The 18,837-nt window shown below is 43.4% G+C and carries 15 protein-coding genes and 1 riboswitch; of the genes, 5 read left to right on the top strand and 10 right to left on the bottom strand.

From position 1 onward, the window contains the following. The first annotated feature begins 62 nt into the window (after positions 1 to 62). Positions 63 to 278: riboswitch (Lysine riboswitch) on the top strand. 82 nt (positions 279 to 360) lie between these two features. Together EGC82_RS15600 and EGC82_RS15595 are read left to right on the top strand one after the other, a co-directional pair. Further along, a complete protein-coding gene (locus tag EGC82_RS15600; protein WP_415837638.1) occupies positions 361 to 1,917 on the top strand; it encodes a Na+/H+ antiporter NhaC family protein in 1,557 nt (518 codons plus the stop codon). A 156-nt stretch (positions 1,918 to 2,073) separates the two neighbouring features. Continuing rightward, the gene (locus EGC82_RS15595) at positions 2,074 to 2,655 is read left to right on the top strand and encodes a thymidine kinase (protein WP_124731572.1); all 582 of its coding nucleotides are present in this window, start codon (positions 2,074 to 2,076) and stop codon (positions 2,653 to 2,655) included. Between the two features lie 144 nt (positions 2,656 to 2,799). Here the strand turns inward: EGC82_RS15595 and EGC82_RS15590 are convergent, their stop codons facing one another. Beyond that, on the bottom strand, positions 2,800 to 4,590 hold the full coding sequence (locus tag EGC82_RS15590) for an acyl-CoA dehydrogenase C-terminal domain-containing protein (RefSeq protein WP_124731571.1): 1,791 nt from the start codon (positions 4,588 to 4,590) through the stop codon (positions 2,800 to 2,802). A gap of 348 nt (positions 4,591 to 4,938) precedes the next feature. Between EGC82_RS15590 and EGC82_RS15585 the strand changes: the two genes are divergently transcribed. Then, positions 4,939 to 5,445 (top strand): peroxiredoxin family protein, encoded by a 507-nt coding sequence (locus tag EGC82_RS15585; protein ID WP_244212475.1) that lies wholly within the window; start codon positions 4,939 to 4,941, stop codon positions 5,443 to 5,445. A gap of 17 nt (positions 5,446 to 5,462) precedes the next feature. Here the strand turns inward: EGC82_RS15585 and EGC82_RS15580 are convergent, their stop codons facing one another. Beyond that, the gene (locus tag EGC82_RS15580) at positions 5,463 to 6,650 is read right to left on the bottom strand and encodes a cation:proton antiporter (RefSeq protein ID WP_124731570.1); all 1,188 of its coding nucleotides are present in this window, start codon (positions 6,648 to 6,650) and stop codon (positions 5,463 to 5,465) included. Positions 6,651 to 6,985: 335 nt separating this feature from the next. On the opposite strand from EGC82_RS15580, the gene EGC82_RS15575 reads away from it, so the two are divergent. After that, entirely contained in the window at positions 6,986 to 7,843 is an 858-nt protein-coding gene (locus EGC82_RS15575; RefSeq protein ID WP_124731569.1) for a universal stress protein, read from the top strand. A gap of 85 nt (positions 7,844 to 7,928) precedes the next feature. On the opposite strand, the gene EGC82_RS15570 is transcribed toward EGC82_RS15575, so the two are convergent. From EGC82_RS15570 to EGC82_RS15535, 8 genes are all read right to left on the bottom strand, one after another. Next, positions 7,929 to 8,585, bottom strand: coding sequence for a 3-oxoacid CoA-transferase subunit B (locus EGC82_RS15570; protein ID WP_124731568.1), 657 nt, complete (start codon positions 8,583 to 8,585; stop codon positions 7,929 to 7,931). Positions 8,586 to 8,598: 13 nt separating this feature from the next. Further along, a complete protein-coding gene (locus EGC82_RS15565; RefSeq protein ID WP_124731567.1) occupies positions 8,599 to 9,315 on the bottom strand; it encodes a CoA transferase subunit A in 717 nt (238 codons plus the stop codon). Positions 9,316 to 9,388: 73 nt separating this feature from the next. Further along, positions 9,389 to 10,291 carry a hydroxymethylglutaryl-CoA lyase gene (locus tag EGC82_RS15560; protein ID WP_124731566.1) on the bottom strand — a complete coding sequence of 301 codons (903 nt, stop codon included), beginning with the start codon at positions 10,289 to 10,291 and terminating at the stop codon, positions 9,389 to 9,391. After that, positions 10,292 to 12,322 carry an acetyl/propionyl/methylcrotonyl-CoA carboxylase subunit alpha gene (locus EGC82_RS15555; RefSeq protein WP_124731565.1) on the bottom strand — a complete coding sequence of 677 codons (2,031 nt, stop codon included), beginning with the start codon at positions 12,320 to 12,322 and terminating at the stop codon, positions 10,292 to 10,294. It lies immediately after the preceding gene. Beyond that, on the bottom strand, positions 12,322 to 13,137 hold the full coding sequence (locus EGC82_RS15550; RefSeq protein WP_124731564.1) for an enoyl-CoA hydratase-related protein: 816 nt from the start codon (positions 13,135 to 13,137) through the stop codon (positions 12,322 to 12,324). The genes EGC82_RS15555 and EGC82_RS15550 overlap by 1 nt, the downstream gene beginning before the upstream one ends. A 38-nt stretch (positions 13,138 to 13,175) precedes the next feature. Continuing rightward, positions 13,176 to 14,783 (bottom strand): carboxyl transferase domain-containing protein, encoded by a 1,608-nt coding sequence (locus tag EGC82_RS15545; RefSeq protein WP_124731563.1) that lies wholly within the window; start codon positions 14,781 to 14,783, stop codon positions 13,176 to 13,178. 89 nt (positions 14,784 to 14,872) lie between these two features. Then, positions 14,873 to 16,042, bottom strand: a complete 1,170-nt coding sequence (locus tag EGC82_RS15540; protein WP_124731562.1) for an isovaleryl-CoA dehydrogenase — start codon at positions 16,040 to 16,042, stop codon at positions 14,873 to 14,875. Positions 16,043 to 16,169: 127 nt separating this feature from the next. After that, positions 16,170 to 16,580 (bottom strand): MerR family transcriptional regulator, encoded by a 411-nt coding sequence (locus EGC82_RS15535; RefSeq protein WP_124731561.1) that lies wholly within the window; start codon positions 16,578 to 16,580, stop codon positions 16,170 to 16,172. A gap of 304 nt (positions 16,581 to 16,884) precedes the next feature. Between EGC82_RS15535 and EGC82_RS15530 the strand changes: the two genes are divergently transcribed. Continuing rightward, positions 16,885 to 18,801, top strand: a complete 1,917-nt coding sequence (locus EGC82_RS15530) for a propionyl-CoA synthetase (protein WP_124731560.1) — start codon at positions 16,885 to 16,887, stop codon at positions 18,799 to 18,801. Positions 18,802 to 18,837: the final 36 nt, after the last annotated feature.

Here is an 18,837-nt window from a genome sequence, read left to right as displayed (position 1 = left end):
GAACCTGTTGTTTATGATTGTATGTCCGCGCTGTTTGTAATGGACTATGTATGATTACAAATAACGAAAGTAGAGGTGCATTGCATAATAGTCAGGTTGAATTGGGTGATGCCAATAATTCAGCCCCAAAGGGTGCAATGCCGAAACAACTGAGCCAATCGCTCTCATTTGTTGGGCCAGTTCTCGAAAGGGGCTGTACTGTCATAGTGTTTTTATCACATGATAAAAAGAATGATATTCATATTAAATGGGTATTACTGTGGAGTGCTACTAGGTAAGTTAACCCATATACTTTCTGTGTATGGTGAGTCTTATTTCTAGTTTTTCTCTATTCGTATCCAACGAAGAAATAATTAAATTATGATAATAAGTTATGCCGATTCGGCACTTTCTGTGTTGCCACCGCTTGTGGCTATTACATTGGCCATTTTAACCCGTAAAGTATTACTGTCTTTAGGGTTAGGTATTGTTTTTGGTGCCTTGTTACTGACCGACTTTTCATTGGTAGGCAGTGGTGAATATATCTTAAGTACAGCCAGTCAGCTGGTTTGGAAAGACGCCGCATTAAATAGTTGGAACGTATATATTTTAGGCTTTTTGATTGTGCTGGGCATGATCACCGCATTAATTACCGTTAGTGGTTCTGCGCGTGCTTTTGCTGATTGGGCCAAGTTGCGCATCCGTAATAAACGCGATGCTAAGTTAATGACCATATTTTTAGGTTGTGTAGTATTTATTGATGACTACTTCAACAGTTTAGTGGTGGGCTCTATTTCACGGCCAATTACCGATAGATACCATATTTCACGCGCAAAACTTGCTTATATTCTTGATTCTACTGCCGCACCTATTTGCGTTATTTCTCCCGTATCGAGCTGGGGAGCTTATATTATAGCGCTTATTGGCGGCATTTTAACGGCACATGGTTTTGCTGATACGGGACATTTAAGTGTTTTTATCCAAATGATCCCAATGAACTTTTATGCAGTGTTCTCGTTATTATTATTGGTGTGTGTGGCGACGTTCAGTTTAGATGTTGGCCCAATGCGTCGACATGAGTTAAATGCATTGCGTGGTGATTTATATGATGAATCAAAAGGCCAACCACCAGGAGCCGTAACCGATTTGCCTGAAGCAGATACCGGTAAAGTGATTGGCTTATTTTTACCTATTGCGATATTAGTCTTTGCGACTATTTATTTTATGGTCTCTAGCGGTGCAGATGCATTGGCGACTAAAGAGCAAGTGTTTAGTGTACTGGGGGCATTTGAAAATACCGATGTGAGCTCATCATTATTTTTTGGTTCTGTCGTTGGTTTTATTGCGACCGTATTATTAGCTTTTCAGCAAAAAGTTGAGCTGTCTATGCTGCTCAAAGGGATGTCTGTTGGGGCGCGTTCAATGTTACCTGCCATCTATATTTTATTATTTGCTTGGACGATTTCAAGCGTTATTGGCCAGCTTGAAACCGGTAAATATATGGCCAGCTTAGCGACTGATAATATTCCGTTTGCCTTGTTGCCAGCGATGTTGTTTTTATTGGCTGGGGTGACTGCATTTTCAACCGGAACCAGCTGGGGCACCTTTGGTATTATGTTGCCAATCGCAGCTGACATGGCGATGGGCAGTGATAGTAGTATGATGTTACCTATGCTGGCAGCCGTGCTTTCTGGTGCGGTATTTGGTGATCATTGTTCGCCTATTTCCGATACCACTATTTTGTCATCAACGGGGGCAAGCTGCCATCATATTGACCATGTGGTGACTCAGCTTCCCTACGCACTTATTGCGGCATTGATTAGTTTTGTTGGTTATATTGTGCTTGGCTTTACCGGCTCATTAATCGCCGGATTAATTTGTTGTAGCGTGATGTTTGTCATTAGCCTGGTCATATTGCACTTTTTGGCTAAAAAGTAATCCTAAATAATATGGTGTATTTTTTGATAAATACCTTGTTTAAATCATAATAGAAATGCCGTATTCATAACGAATACGGCATTTTTGTTTGTTGTTGCGATGTTAAAAAAGGTAATATGAGCGCCATTATCTGGCTAACCATTAGGACGCTTCATTTTGGCGCAACTGTATTTTTATTATTCGGCGATGAATGCCGGTAAATCAACTTCATTACTGCAGTCTTCTTATAATTATCGTGAGCGCGGTATGCATACTTTAGTGATGACAGCATCGATAGATAATCGTTATGGTGTCGGCAAAGTGTCATCACGTATTGGTATTGAAACCGATGCACAGGTGTTTGGTAGTACTGACAATTTAATTGAGCTAATTTCGACGTCTAATGATCAACAAAAAATTCATTGTGTATTGATTGATGAATGCCAGTTTTTAAGTAAAGAGCAAGTTAGGCAAATAACGCATGTTGTCGATAACCTCGATATCCCCGTATTGTGCTATGGCCTACGTAATGATTTTCAGGGTGAGTTGTTTACCGGTAGTCATTACTTATTAGCCTGGGCAGACAAGCTGGTTGAATTGAAAACCATTTGTCATTGCGGCCGTAAAGCTAACATGGTCGTGCGCCTTGACCATGACGGCAATCCTATGCGTGAAGGTGAACAAGTAGAGATTGGTGGTAATGAAAGTTACGAGTCGGTTTGCCGTAAGCATTTTCGCGAATTTTTGTGGGATCAATAGTTACCAAACACACATTTGAGTTAGGTTAATGACGGTGACAACAGTCACAATATAATAAAGTGATAGAATAAAAAAAGCCGCTTCAATATTACTTGAAGCGGCTTTTTAACAATTTTTATCGCTCTTTATTCACTCATGTTGAGATTAAAAGTCGGCTGCGGCGAAATTAACAATATCAACACTGCTAGATTCAATTTGTTTGCGTAGGCTGCGAGTTTGGCTGCCCCAATAGCTCATGAAGAATTTTGCAGTATTAAGCTTAGCTTGATAAAACTCGGCTTCTTCAGTACCGGCTTCTAATGCTGCCAATGAGGTTGCTGCAACGCGAGTCCACATCCAAGCGAGTGCGGTAATACCAAAGAGTTGCATATACGGCATTGATGCTGCGCCTATAAGATCTGGATTTTTACTGGCGGATTGAACGATAAAGCCAGTGGCTTTTTCAAGATCGCCTGCCGCGTCCATTAACCCCGCAATATAAGGCTTCATCGCATCATTGCTAGTATTTTCTTGAATTAGCTGTTTTACCATGCCAGACCATAACGTTAAGGCTGCGCCTTTGTCGCTTAGTAATTTACGGCCAACTAAGTCAAGAGCTTGTACCCCATTGGTGCCTTCATAAATCATCGCGATACGAATATCACGCACATACTGCTCCATTCCCCATTCGTTAATATAACCATGACCGCCATAAACCTGCTGTGCATCGACACACGCTTTAAAGCCTTGGTCAGTAACAAAGCCTTTAACAATTGGTGTAAACAATGCCGCAAGAGCATTAGCTTGTTTGGCTTTTTCTGGGTCGGTATGACGTTCTACTTGGTCAAGCCATAATGCTTGTTGGCCCATTAACGCACGTGTACCTTCATTGAACGACTTTTGTGATAACAACATACGTCGTATATCACCATGGACTAATAATGAGTCAGCGGCTTGTTCAGGTTGCTTAACGCCACTTAATGCACGTCCTTGTATACGATCTTTGGCATAAACCAAGGCATTTTGATACGCAATATCGGATACGCCTAAACCTTGAATTCCGACACCTAAACGCGCTTGGTTCATCATGGTAAACATGGCTTTTAAGCCTTGATGCGCGGCGCCAACCAATTCGCCTATTGCACCGTCAAAATGCATTACACATGTAGAGTTACCGTGAATACCCATCTTATGTTCAAGACCTGTCGCACTCAGGGTGTTCGCTTTGCCTAGGCTACCATCAGCATTAACTAAAAATTTCGGCACGGCAAATAATGAAATACCTTTCACACCTTCTGGCGCATCGGGTAGGCGAGCTAATACTAAATGAATAATATTGTCGGCAAGATCGTGATCGCCCGATGAGATAAAGATTTTCTCACCGCTAATGGCAAATAACTCATCACCCGCAGGAACCGCTTTAGTGCGTAATAAGGCTAAATCTGTACCGGCATGAGACTCAGTTAAGTTCATGGTACCAGTCCACTCACCACTGACCAATTTGGCTAAATATTTTTGCTTTAATGCATCACTACCGTGCACATGAATCGCCGAATAAGCACCATGGGTTAACCCTGGATACATGGCAAAAGCCATATTGGTCGCAGTTTTCATTTCGGTGGCAAAGGTGCCAATAACTTCTGGTAGGCCTTGGCCGCCAAATTCAGGATCGCACGTTAATGTGGCCCAACCATCGTCAACATATTGCTTATAAGCTTGCTTAAAGCCAGTAGGAGTAATGACCTTGCCATCCACCAGTTTACAGCCTTCCAAGTCACCACTAGCATTGAGTGGCAACATGATGTCGGTAGTGAAATCGGCGACACCTTGTAAAATCGCATCAGTGAGATCTGCATCTAGCTCATCAAAACCGCGTAAATCAGTTTGTTTATAGACATTAAGCAGCTCAGACAGAATGAATTGATAATCACGAAGGGGAGCTTGATAAATAGGCATAAGGTCATTCCTTGGTTATGGGGTATTCAAGTTTGGTCGCAGCAACAAGATATAATCTTGCCACTGGTCCAATCAGATTATGTTAGTTTACCTAACATAACCAATTTCGAGTAAAAACTCAGTATTATTTTTACGTAAGCGTAAACTTATTTTGATGTATTAAATGTACCGATTTATTTACTGTTCAATGTATGAGTCCTAATATCTGGATTAATACCTTCTTCAGGCTTGGAAAGATCAACAAAGCTGAGTGAATCCGTTTTTTGACATCCTCATGAATATATAATCTGCATTGTCCGGTCTATTAAGTTGAACAGTCAAAAGAATAATCTATCAAAAGGACACATTATGAAATCAGTCTGGCCTGTAGTGAATGTATGTGTATTGTTATTGTTGTCTTTTATGCCTTTCGGCGCAGCGAATGCTGTAGCGAAAGTGGATGAGTCTGTTGCTGCTGATTTTGAGTTAAAAACTGCTGATGGCCAATCTTTTACTCTTCATGATTATGCCGGTAAACCGGTTGTGTTACATTTTTGGGCCACATGGTGTCCATATTGTAAAAAGCTGCAACCTGGTTTAGAAAAGCTGCGACTTAACTATCAAGACACTGACTTGCAAATGATAGCGATTAGTTTTAACGAAGACGCTGATGCTAATCCCGGACAAAGCTTGCTAAACCGAGGGCTAAAAATGAACACATTAGTCTTAGGCGATGAAGTTGCTAAGCTCTATGGCGTAACGGGTACACCGACAACCGTGTTTATTGACCGAAGCGGCCATATTGTGTGGGTGACCAATACGTCCAATCCAGATGATCCTAATTTGGATAAAGCGATACAGTTTTTATTAGAATAACGTCAGTAATAACCGCATTATTCTTTACTCAAGGTATATTTCAAGATTAGCGGCCCAATCAGGGTCGTTAAAGCGATAATCATCACTAATATGGCGAATTCCTTCGCTTGAATAACCCCGAGTTGACGGCCCATTTCAGCAAACACTAATCCTACTTCGCCCCTTGGCACCATTGCCGAACCTACGACCCATTTTTCTTGCCAGTTTGAGCTTGCCATAAACCCCGCAATAAATTTACTCGTCACCGCGATAAACGTTAACCATCCGAGTAATAACAAACCTGTGAAACTCATATCGAGTTGACTTAAGTCCAGACTAATACCGACATAAACAAAGAAGATAGGGCTAAATAGTTGCACTAGCGGCTTTGCTGATTGTTCCAATTTGTGAGTATAGCTAAACGGGTTTTTAAGGTATTGATTAAATGGCGAGGTAAATTGTCGTGATAAACCCATACCCACGGCAAAACCGCCTAAAATAGCTGGGGTTCCAAACCAATGCGCTAACCAGGCAAATAAGCAAATCATTGCCATTACCACAAACACTTCATAACCAGGAATACGCGCTTTAAGGTGCAGCCAGCGGGTTAAGTAGATAATGACTCTGACCAGTGGCGGACTAAAAATAATAAAGCAGGCAATCATGATGAATAATATCAATGTTGAGCTTACTGCTAACTCTCCAGATGAGGCAAAATTAAACAGTATACTCAGTAATATCACGCCAACGATATCATCGATAACCGCAGCGCCAAGAATAATTTGCCCTGCAACACTTTGGGTCTGTTTATATAATGTTAACACGCGCATTGATATACCAATGCTGGTGGCTGTTAGGGCACAACCAAAAAATAGTGCGGTAAATGGAGCAATAGACAACCAATAAAAGCTCGCCAAGCCCGTGGCTACTAATGGTACTGCAATACCTAATAATGCAACTCTGACCGCTCTAGGACCAGAGTGGGCAAGCTTTTTGATAGACGTTTCACAGCCAATATCAAATAACAGCAAAATGACACCGAGCTCAGCAATGATAGCTAATGTGCTATGTGGGACAACCCAATTGAGCAGTGATGGACCAATAACAATACCCGCAGTGACTTCACCCACTACGCTAGGGAACCCTAACCGATCACTACACTCACCTAACAGTCTCCCGACAACAAGAATGAGAAAAAGTGACATCACAAAGCTGTCTATTGCCATTCAATCTCCTGAAGTTAGGTTAAATACAGTTAATTTTTACTGTTCTAACAAAGTTGATGCTGATCAAATTTTATACCGATACTTATGCATAAACTTACGCTATTGGCTAAGCTAAAGATAGTTACTCGCTCACGTTTCACTTAGTTTTTTAGCAGCATAATACTGGCGATCATTATGCATTTTTTGATGTCAATTTTTACCTTCATCTATATGTTTAATAAGGTAAATTTATTTTTAAAAATATTAATCATTAACATGTATAAGTTAATAATTATAGCGTTGATGTTACCAAACGCTTATCACAGTAAATAACGAACAAGCATAAGGAGGTTTAGATGAACAAAATGTTTATTATCGCTCAAATGGAACAGGCTCATACCGATGCCATTGCAATTGGGTTGACACTCGCTAAGCAAATGAACAAGCAGGCTGAGGTTTTTGCTTACACTTATGCTTATTTAAGTGGGGCTGAGCATTATAATCCTCGACTAGCCGGAGTCGCGCAAAAGAAATTAATGATGCAACGAGAAGCGCAACTGCAGCAGTATTTAGACTCACTTGATGCAGAAGATGTTCCGTTACATGTAATATGGAGCAAGTATCTTTTTGAACACGCTTGCCATCACTCTGCACGTCATAGCTTTGATCTTATGGTTAAGGCGGTCCATCATGCTGATCATTACCTGCCTACTGATTGGCAGTTAATTCGCCATACTAAAATCCCATTATTACTACTCACAAATAACCCATTAAATATGGGTAATGTTACGCTAATCTCTATCGACTTGGGTACTCGCAATCCAGCCAAGCAACGGCTCAATGACGCGGTTATTGCTAATGGAAAACAGCTTGCTAAAGCGACTGGAACACAGTTGCATGTTGCTTATGTGTTACGGATTCCGCAAATTATTCGCGATATGGATTTGCTAGACATTAACGCTTTAGTCAAAAAAGCTTATGCCGAACATAAGCAAAAAATTGCCGATATAGGCGTTGAAGCCAATTGTATGCATGTTATATCTGGAGAGCCTGAATTGTGTTTATTTGAATTGGCATGTCGATTAAAAAGCCAATATTTTGTGATTGGTGCGCGGCAACGACAAGGATTATTAGGACGGATTATTGGTAACACAGCAGAAGCGATTTTAGGCCGGATGCGCAGTAATGTGTTAGTGATCCCCGCGGAGGATTAAGTCGATAATATTAAAATAGAGGTATAAAAAAGCCCGTATTATTAGTCATAAACGGGCTTAGGTGATTTTGAGAGCTTAACAAAAATTAAAAAGTCATTTCCGGTACGTGCGCTGGCACCACTAACTTGCCCGCCGTTTTGGCAATAATTTCTTCGACCGTTACGCCGGGTGCACGTTCAAGTAAATGGAATGCACCGTCTTTAATTTCCATAAAGGCTAAATCGGTCATCACTCGCTTAATACAGCCGTAGCCAGTTAGCGGTAACTCGCAGGTTGATAATAGCTTAGAGTTGCCATATTTATCCGCGTGCATCATGGTGACAATGATATTGTCAGCACCGGCAACTAAATCCATTGCGCCGCCCATGCCTTTAATTAATTTGCCAGGGATCATCCACGAGGCGATAGAGCCATTAACATCGACTTCAAATGCGCCCAAGACTGTGAGGTCGACATGACCGCCGCGGATCATGGCAAAACTCTCAGCAGATGAGAAAAATGAGGCCCCAGCAACCGCGGTTACTGTTTGCTTACCTGCGTTAATAAGGTCTGCATCTATATTGTCTTCGGTAGGAAATTCGCCCATACCCAATAAACCATTTTCAGACTGCAACATTACTTGCATGCCATCAGGAATATAGTTGGCTACAAGGGTAGGGATGCCAATACCTAGGTTAACGTAAAAGCCATCTTGTAATTCTTTTGCTACGCGCTGGGCGAGTTGTTCTCTGGTCAATGCCATGGTGTAATCTCCCTTATTTTGCCGCAGCTTGTGCTGTTTTGATGGTACGTTGCTCGATACGTTTTTCAAAGCTGGCCTTGATCACGCGATCGACATAAATACCGGGTGTATGAATGTGGTTTGGATCAAGTTCACCCGGTTGAACAATTTCTTCAGCTTCAACGACGGTAATTTTACCCGCAGTGGCCATCATCGGATTAAAGTTAGCGGCGGTTTTGCGAAACACCAAGTTACCCATAGTGTCAGCTTTCCATGCGCGAACTAAGGCAAAATCTGCGGTCAGTGATTCTTCTAATACGTAATGACGACCTTTAATTTCACGGGTTTCTTTGCCGTCAGCTATCGGCGTGCCGTAACCTGTTGCAGTAAAAAATGCTGGAATGCCAGCGCCGCCAGCACGGATTTTTTCAGCCAATGTGCCTTGCGGCGTTAATATAACGTTAAGCTCACCTGATAACATTTGCTGTTCAAACGTGGCATTTTCGCCAACATATGATGCAATCATAGTAGCGATCTGATGCTGCTTTAGTAATAGCCCTAAGCCAAAATCATCAACACCGGCATTATTTGAAATCGCAGTTAAACCTTTAACGCCAACGTTAACCATATGGTTAATTAACCCTTCAGGGATGCCACATAAACCAAAGCCACCGACCATAATGGTCATGTCATCTTTCAGTCCTGCTAGTGCTTCTTCATAGCTGTGGACGACTTTATTGAATCCTGCCATTTGTGTGTCCTTATGATTATATTTATATCAATGGTCAGCGTTATGTTGGGCCAACCATGTTGAGTATATGTGATTATGCTCTGATTGCATTTGCCACTTTAGACCCATTAGTGCGCCCAAGTGCGCGGCTAATGGTGTCGCCAGCCAGTGCCAATTTTGCTAAGTCTATTCCGGTATCAATACCCATACCATGGAGCATATAGACCAGATCTTCAGTTGCTAAATTGCCCGATGCGCCCTTTGCATAAGGGCATCCACCCAGACCTGCTACTGATGTGTCAAACACGCTAACACCGGTTTCAAGACAGGCAAGTATATTGGCCAGTGCTTGGCCGTAAGTGTCGTGAAAGTGCAGGGCTAATTTATCCACTGGCACGACATTAGCGACCGCTTCGACCATTTTACGGGCATCGGTTGGTGTACCTACGCCAATGGTGTCGCCAAGGGATATTTCGTAGCAGCCCATCTGGTAAAGAATTTCAGATACTCTAGCGACTTCGCTGACGTTAATATGGCCTTCGTAAGGGCAGCCGAGCACACAAGACACGTAACCGCGCACGGCAATATTGTGTTTTTTTGCTTGCTCTATTAACGGTATAAAACGGGCGATTGACTCATCAATTGAACAGTTAATGTTTTTTTGACTAAAGCTTTCAGACGCCGCGCCAAAAATGGCCACTTCATCGGCGCCAGCAGCAAGAGCCAGTTCAAAGCCTTTTAAATTCGGCGTTAATGCACTGTAAACTACACCAGATTGACGATTGATTTGATGTTTTAGTTGTTGGAATACCGCATCTGAATCAGCCATTTGTGGCACCCACTTAGGCGACACAAAGCTGCCAGCTTCAATACGCTTAACCCCAGCATCTGCTAGTTGCTGGATTAGTGTCAGTTTGTCTGCGGTTGTTACCGGCGCTTCATTTTGTAAACCATCACGAGCGCCGACTTCAAAAATACTGACTTTAGTCGGTAACATTTACGCTTCCTCGCCGCTGATTTCGGTAACTAATGGCTCAACATTTAACAGTTGGGCGCCATCGCTAACCAGCTCACCGCTTTGGAAGTAAAACTCACTGACTACGCCATCAAACGGCGCTTCAATGGTGTATTCCATTTTCATCGCTTCCATCACTAATAAGCCTTGGCCCGCTTTGACTTGTTCGCCCACTTCCACTAAATGAGTCACTACTGTGCCATTCATTGGGGCTTTGAGTTTATCGGCATGGTTAATCACTTCCTCAATCACTTGAGCCAAAATGGCTTTAAAGTGATAACTGCCAGAAGGTAAAAATAACGTAAAGTCATCGCCTTGATGGCTTACCGGGATTTTACTTTTATGACCGTTAATTTCGGCAAGCAGTAAATCGGTTTTGAGCTCACCTGCTAAGGTCAATACTTGGTCGTGTAAACACAGCTGGTATTGATCGCCGATGGCGGTGAGTAGTAAATCATGTTGTTGAACATCGCTAGCAGCATCGGTTAATAACGATACACGATGCACGCTTGAGCTGTTTAATCTAAAGCCGCTGACTAAACCCCACGGTGAATAAGGGTCGGCACTATTGATTGCCAATGCTTTAGCCGCTTGCTTACGTGACAGCACTTGGAAAAGCCCTGCTAGCGCTAACGCGGTATCAGCTTCAATGGCCGCATCGCCAATTAAGGTGTCGCCATAACGTTCAATAAAGTCAGTACAGAAGTCTGCAGCAGCAAAGGCTGGGTGTTCAGCAATGTTGGCTAAAAATTCGATGTTATGTTTAAGGCCACTAATTTGGTATGACTCAAGTGCGTGTACTAAGCGTTGCAGTGCGCGAGGGCGCGACTCGTCCCATACAATCAGTTTAGCGATCATCGGATCGTAAAAGTTACTGATGACATCGTTTTCACGAATGCCAGAGTCGATACGCACATGGCGATTTTGTTCAGGTTCGCGTAAAAAGTTGAGCTTACCACTGGCAGGTAAAAACTCGTTTTGCGGATCTTCAGCGTAAATGCGCACTTCAAATGAATGCCCATGAATGCGCACTTCATCTTGGCGCAGCGGCAGTTCACTGCCACTGGCAACCAGAAGCTGCCATTTAACTAAATCTTGGCCAGTCACCATTTCGGTGACAGGGTGTTCTACTTGTAAACGGGTATTCATTTCCATGAAGTAGAAGCTGTTGTCGGTATCGAGTAAAAACTCAACCGTACCGGCGCCAACATAATCGATGGCTTTAGCTGCAGCAACCGCAGCATCACCCATTTGGGCGCGTAGTTCATCAGATAAACCAGGAGCAGGCGCTTCTTCTACCACTTTTTGATGGCGGCGTTGAATAGAGCAGTCACGGTCTGATAAGTAAATAGCATTGCCTTGGCTGTCGGCAAACACTTGTACTTCAACATGGCGCGGTTGACGTAAGTAGCGTTCCATTAACAGTTTGTCATTACCAAAAGATGAGCTGGCTTCACGGCGTGCTGATTTTATCGCTTCAAGGATTTCGCCAGCGTTTTCGACGATGCGCATCCCTTTACCACCGCCGCCATAAGCCGCTTTAATTAATAGCGGAAAGCCAACGGCTTTTGCTTCGGCAATTAAAGTCGCGTCAGTTTGATCGTCACCATGGTAACCCGGCACTAGCGGCACATTGGCCTTAGACATGATTTTTTTGGCGGCACTTTTACTGCCCATAGCGTCAATCGCGTCGCTACCTGGACCGACAAAGGCGATGCCATTTTGTTCACACTTACGCGCAAATTCAGCATTTTCAGATAGAAAACCATAACCAGGGTGAATGGCTTCAGCACCTGATTTTTTAGCAATTTCAATAATTAAGTCAGCTTTTAAATATGAATCAGCAGGGGCGCTGCCGCCCAAATAGAATGACTCGTCTGCCATAGCGACATGACGGGCATCTTTGTCGGCGTCAGAATACAAGGCTATGGTACGTACGCCCATGGTTTGCGCCGTTTTAATGATACGGCAAGCAATTTCACCACGGTTAGCAATCAGTAATTTGGTAAACATTATTGGGCTCCTTGTGGATCAGATTTGACGGTTTGCCACGCTGGTGGTCTTTTTTCAAAAAAGGCGTTAAGACCTTCTTGGCCTTCATCTGATACACGAATTCGAGCAATTTGCTCGCTGGTAAAATTGAGCGTAGCGTCATCAATAACGCCATCTTCTAAACGCGATACTAAGGTTTTAGCCCATGCCATGCCTTGAGGGCTATTGGCATTAAAGGCCTCAATAAAGGGAGCTACTACGGCGTCTAAATCATCGCTAATTTCGTGGATCACTTGATGAGTTAACGCGACTTCGGCATTAAAACGTTCTGCTGTAAGCATAAAACGACGAGATTGACGATTGCCCATAGTGCGCACTACATAAGGGCTGATTACCGCGGGGATAAGACCAAGCTTTACTTCGCTTAAACAGAAGCTAGCGCGAGTTGTGGCAATGGCGATATCGCAGCAACAAATGAGCCCTAATGCACCACCAAAGGCGGCACCTTGCACTAAGGCAATTGTGGGTTTTGGAAATTTGTCGAGCACATGCATTAACTTGGCAAGCTCATGGGCGTCAGCAAGGTTTTGGCTAAGGTCCATTTTTGCTTGTTTACGCATCCAGTTCAGATCGGCACCTGCACTGAAGTTTTTGCCATTGGCACGTAAAATGAGCATATTACATTGACTGTCATTGGCAAAGAATTCAATAGCGTTGATCATTTCGCTGATCATCACTTCATCAAAAGCATTATGCACTTCTGCCCGATTTAAGGTGAGCTGGGCAACCCCGTTTGCTATAGCACATTCAATGTGTTGATACTGGTTTGATAACATTGTTACTTACTCCTAGTTAGTTGAATTAACCGCATCAATTACATGCGGAACACCCCAAAACGGGTGTCTTCAATAGGAGCATTTAACGCTGCTGATAAGGCTAAACCGACCACGTCACGCGTTTGTGCGGGATCAATAATGCCATCATCCCAAAGCCGAGCGCTGGCATGGTACGGATGACCTTCTTTTTCGTATTGTTCAACAATCGGTTTACGGAAAGCTTGTTCATCTTCTGCAGACCATTCAACCCCTTTACGGGCTAAACCATCACGTCGCACTGTGGCTAATACGCCAGCAGCTTGTTCGCCGCCCATCACCGAAATACGCGCGTTAGGCCACATCCACATCATGGTTGGCTCAAATGCGCGACCACACATGCCGTAGTTACCCGCGCCGTAACTGCCGCCAATAATTACAGTAAATTTAGGCACATTAGCACAAGACACTGCGGTCACCATTTTGGCGCCATGTTTAGCAATGCCTTCGTGTTCGTACTTTTTACCCACCATAAAGCCGGTGATATTTTGTAAGAACAATAATGGAATTTTACGTTGGCAACACAATTCAATAAAGTGAGCGCCTTTTTGCGCCGACTCCGAAAACAAAATGCCGTTATTGGCCACAATCCCGACGGGATAACCATGAATACGCGCAAAACCACACACTAAGGTTGCGCCGTAGTTGGCTTTAAATTCGTCAAAGTCAGAGTCATCAACCACACGGGCAATCACTTCTTTTACATCAAACGGCTTTTTAAGATCGGTACCAACAATGCCGTACAATTCATGGATATCAAATTGTGGTGGTTTGACTGGACTTAGTAAGCTTTTAATTTCTTTTTGGTGATTCAGGCGCAGTACAGCACGGCGAGCAAGCTCAAGCGCATGGTCGTCATTTTGCGCGAGATGATCGGCAACACCGGATATTTTGGTGTGAACTTCTGCGCCGCCTAGCTCTTCAGCACTGACTTCTTCACCTGTCGCCGCTTTCACTAAAGGAGGACCGGCTAAAAAGATGGTGCCTTGATCTTTAACAATAATAGATTCATCGGCCATGGCTGGCACATACGCGCCGCCTGCTGTACACAAGCCCATAACCACAGCAATTTGTGGAATGCCTTTAGCTGACATTTGTGCTTGGTTATAGAAAATACGCCCGAAATGATCGCGGTCTGGAAACACTTCATCTTGGCGGGGTAAATTCGCGCCGCCAGAATCGACTAAGTAGATACAGGGTAAATGACAACGACTAGCGATATCTTGAGCACGTAAATGCTTCTTCACTGTGATCGGATAGTAAGTACCACCTTTAACGGTGGCATCGTTGGCAATAATCATGCATTCAACACCACTGACGCGACCAATACCGGCGATAACGCCAGCAGCGGGCACTTCTTCGTCATACACTTCATAAGCCGCAAATTGCGATAACTCTAAGAAGGGAGAGCCTGGGTCAAGTAGCTTTTCGACACGCTGGCGAGGCAATAACTTACCGCGCGACAAATGACGTTCAAGGGCGACCGGGCCACCACCTTGTTCGATTTTTGCTAGCTTTTGTTGAAGGTCATTGACTAATAACGCCATGCTATCTGACTTGGCTTTAAATTCGTCACTGCGGGGATTGATGCGGCTGCTCAGTTGCGTCATTTCTATATCCTTAATGAAGCAAAAAATAGGGACTTGGTTAGGGCGACACGACACGCTTGATATGTCGCCCTACAGAAGGCTAGTGTGGGTTACTTTGACTCGTTAAATAATTCGCGGCCAATTAACATGCGGCGAATTTCTGATGTACCAGCACCAATTTCATATAATTTAGCGTCACGCAGTAAACGACCAGTGGCATACTCGTTAACATAACCATTGCCGCCAAGAAGTTGAATCGCGTCTAAGGCCATTTTAGTGGCAAGCTCTGCGCTGTATAGAATGGCGCCAGCGGCATCTTTACGAGTGGTTTCACCGCGATCACATGACTTAGCTACGCTGTAAACATAAGCGCGAGCGGCGTTCATGCCAGTGTACATGTCAGCTAATTTGCCTTGGACTAATTGGAATTGACCTATTGATTTGCCAAATTGCTCACGCTCATGAATGTAAGGGATGACGATGTCCATACAAGCAGACATAATGCCTAATGGACCACCAGATAACACTACGCGCTCATAGTCTAGACCGCTCATTAACACTTTTACGCCGTTATTGAGGCCGCCTAAAATATTTTCTTCAGGTACTTCGCAGTCTTCAAATACTAATTCACAGGTGTTTGAACCGCGCATACCTAGTTTGTCGAGTTTTTGTGCCTGGCTAAAACCTTTTGAACCACGTTCAACGATAAACGCGGTAATGCCGTGCGCGCCTTTGTCTAAATCGGTTTTAGCGTAAATAACATAAGTGTGTGCGTCTGGACCATTAGTGATCCACATTTTATTGCCGTTCAGAATATAACGATCGCCTTCTTTACGGGCATGCAGTTTCATTGATACCACATCAGAACCTGCATTGGGTTCACTCATGGCTAAGGCGCCAATATGTTCGCCACTGACCAACTTAGGTAAGTATTTAGCTTTTTGAGCTTCATTACCGTTGCGGTTAATTTGGTTCACACATAAGTTTGAGTGAGCACCATAACTTAGGCCTATTGATGCCGAAGCGCGGGAAATTTCTTCCATTGCGACAACGTGAGCAAGGTAGCCCATATTGGCACCACCGTATTGTTCATCTACCGTGACCCCAAGTAATCCCATATCACCTAAAACTGGCCATAATTGATTAGGAAACTCGTTATCGATGTCGACTTGGGCAGCCATTGGGGCAATCTCGTTAGCGGCAAAACCGCGAACGGCGTCACGTAACATGTCTACATCTTCACCTAAACCAAAGTTTAGGCTGGTATATAAGTCGCTCATTTGCTTGTGTCCTGTTGAATTTGATTATGTCTGCCAACGCTTTTTGTTGGCGTTTTTGACAGTTGGGTATTACATTGGGCTTAATTGAGTAAGCCGTTTATTATTCTGGTTTTTAATCAATAAATGCTTATTTAATTTTTTTTGCCGCGTTGTCAGCAAGTGCTGCTTTGCATTGTTGTTCGGCGGAGTTCAACTCCATCAGTACCACTTTAATATCATCCATTTGCTGCTGTAGAGCTGATTTTTTATCATTGACTAAATCAAGCATAGTATTGAGCTGTGTTGAGCTACTTTTATCGGCATCATAAAGTTCAAATAAGCGACGAGTTTCTGCTAATGAAAAGCCAAGGCGTTTACCGCGTAAAATGAGTTTTAAACGTACGCGATCTTTCAAACTGTATATACGGGTTTGTCCGCGACGCTTAGGTTTAATCAAACCTTGGTCTTCGTAAAAGCGAATACTGCGGGTGGTGATATCAAATTCTTTTGATAAGTCACTAATTGAATATGTAGATTGAGTGCTATTGGTCGTGCTCATCATGTCACCAAAAGTGTTTCTTTTGATGCAAGATATATGAAGTTTACGTAAAGGTAAAGTTTGCTTGATAGTTATCGGCAAGGTTGATGTTAATTTTGCTTGCCACTCAACATGATTTATTACGCTAAGCCATTGTTGTTAATGCTTTGTGTTTTTTATGGTGTTTGTTTTTCTAGCATAAACACCGGATTGAAACGAAAGGATCCTTATTGGTTTTCGTGGCTATTATCCCTTTGTCTAATAGGGCTATTTAATGAAGTCTGCTCATAATCACTATAATACAAGCTGATTAACGGAGAGCAATATGGCTGATTTAGGACTATCAATGCACGCACAATCGATAGCCGAGCCCAATGTGTTTTGGCAACAAGCTGCAGAGGCAATTAGTTGGGACCTCGCGCCAAAAACGGTCTTAGATGATAGCAACAAGCCTTTCTATCGATGGTTTTCTGATGGCAAAATGAATACTTGTTTCAATGCATTAGATCGCCATGTATTGGCTGGTAGAGGTGAGCAAACCGCTATTCATTATATTAGTCCTGTGACGCAGCATGAATACTCCATTACTTATCAATCTGCGTTAGCACAAGTCAAACGGCTGGCAGGACTGATGTTGTCGTTAGGGGTTAGTAAAGGCGACAGAGTGGTGATTTACATGCCAATGGTGCCAGAAACCGCTTATGCCATGTTAGCGTGTGCGCGAATTGGCGCGATTCATTCAGTGGTATTTGGTGGGTTTGCGGCCAATGAACTGTCAACACGAATTAATGATGCTAAACCCACACTAATTTTGTCTGCATCTTGTGGTATTGAGCCTTCTGGTGTTGTGCCCTACAAACCTCTATTAGATGACGCATTATCTCAAGCACATCATAAAGTCGATCATTGCATTATTTTAAACCGCACTGAATATCAAGCCCAATTACAATCCCCCCGTGACCTAGATTGGTACAGCTCTTTAGTGGAAGCTCCTGATGCAGATTGCATATCGTTAGCTGCCACAGACCCTTTGTATGTACTCTATACATCAGGGACTACTGGCCAGCCTAAAGGAGTAGTGCGTGACAATGGCGGTCATGCTGTAGCCTTAGCATGGTCGATGAAACATATTTATGATATTGGCATTGGCGATGTGTTTTGGGCTGCATCTGATGTGGGGTGGGTTGTGGGCCATTCGTACATAGTTTATGGGCCATTATTAGTAGGTGCAACCACCATAATGTACGAAGGCAAGCCGATTGGTACTCCAGATGCTGGCGCCTTTTGGCGGATTATCGAACAAAAGCAAGTTCGCAGCTTTTTTACTGCGCCAACGGCTATTCGTGCCATTAAGCGCGAAGATCCAGAAGGCGACTTTATTAAACAATTTGATTTAACCTGCCTTAAGCAAATGTATTTAGCCGGAGAGCGCTGTGACCCTGATACTTTAAATTGGAGTCAGCAGCATTTAGGCAAGCCGGTGATTGATCATTGGTGGCAAACAGAAACCGGTTGGCCAGTTGCGGCAAACTTGATGGGCACCGACCCTATTGAAATTAAACCAGGCTCTCCTGCACGCGCTGTACCGGGTTATCAAGTGGAAATTCTCGATGCGATGGGTGTGCCTGTTGCGCCAAATGAAAGCGGTAATGTGGTGATAAAGCAGCCGTTACCTCCGGGCACATTAACCACCTTATGGCAAAATGATAAACGTTATATCGACAGTTATTTGTCTATGTACCCAGGGTATTACTTAACTGGAGATGCAGGCTACATTGATGAAGAGGGTTATTTATATATTATGAGCCGTATTGACGACATTATAAATGTTGCAGGCCATCGTTTATCAACCGGTCGCTTTGAAGAGGTGTTGTGTCAGCATGATGCCGTTGCTGAGGCTGCGGTAATTGGTGTGCAAGATAAACTAAAAGGCCAAGTGCCGCTTGGATTAGTGGTGCTTAAAAACGGCGTGACTATGTCAGATGAAGCTTTATATAAAGAGTTACTTGCACTGGTGCGCCATGAAATTGGCCCAGTAGCTTCCTTTAGGCTGGTTAGTGCAGTACAAAAACTGCCTAAAACCCGTTCTGGAAAAATATTACGAGCCACAATGCGTAAAATTGCTGACAATCAAGAGTACACCATGCCTGCCACTATTGAAGATCCTCAAACATTAGATATCGTCCGTAATGCACTGACTAAAATGGGTTATGCTAATGCATTAACCACTGAAATTACATGATGTTACTGTTAATTAATTAATCGTGACAGCTTAAGC

The sequence above is a fragment of the Shewanella livingstonensis genome, from assembly GCF_003855395.1.
Lineage (GTDB): Bacteria > Pseudomonadota > Gammaproteobacteria > Enterobacterales > Shewanellaceae > Shewanella > Shewanella livingstonensis.
Note: the sequence above shows the minus strand (reverse complement) of the source record. Positions and strands in the feature narration are given on the sequence as shown.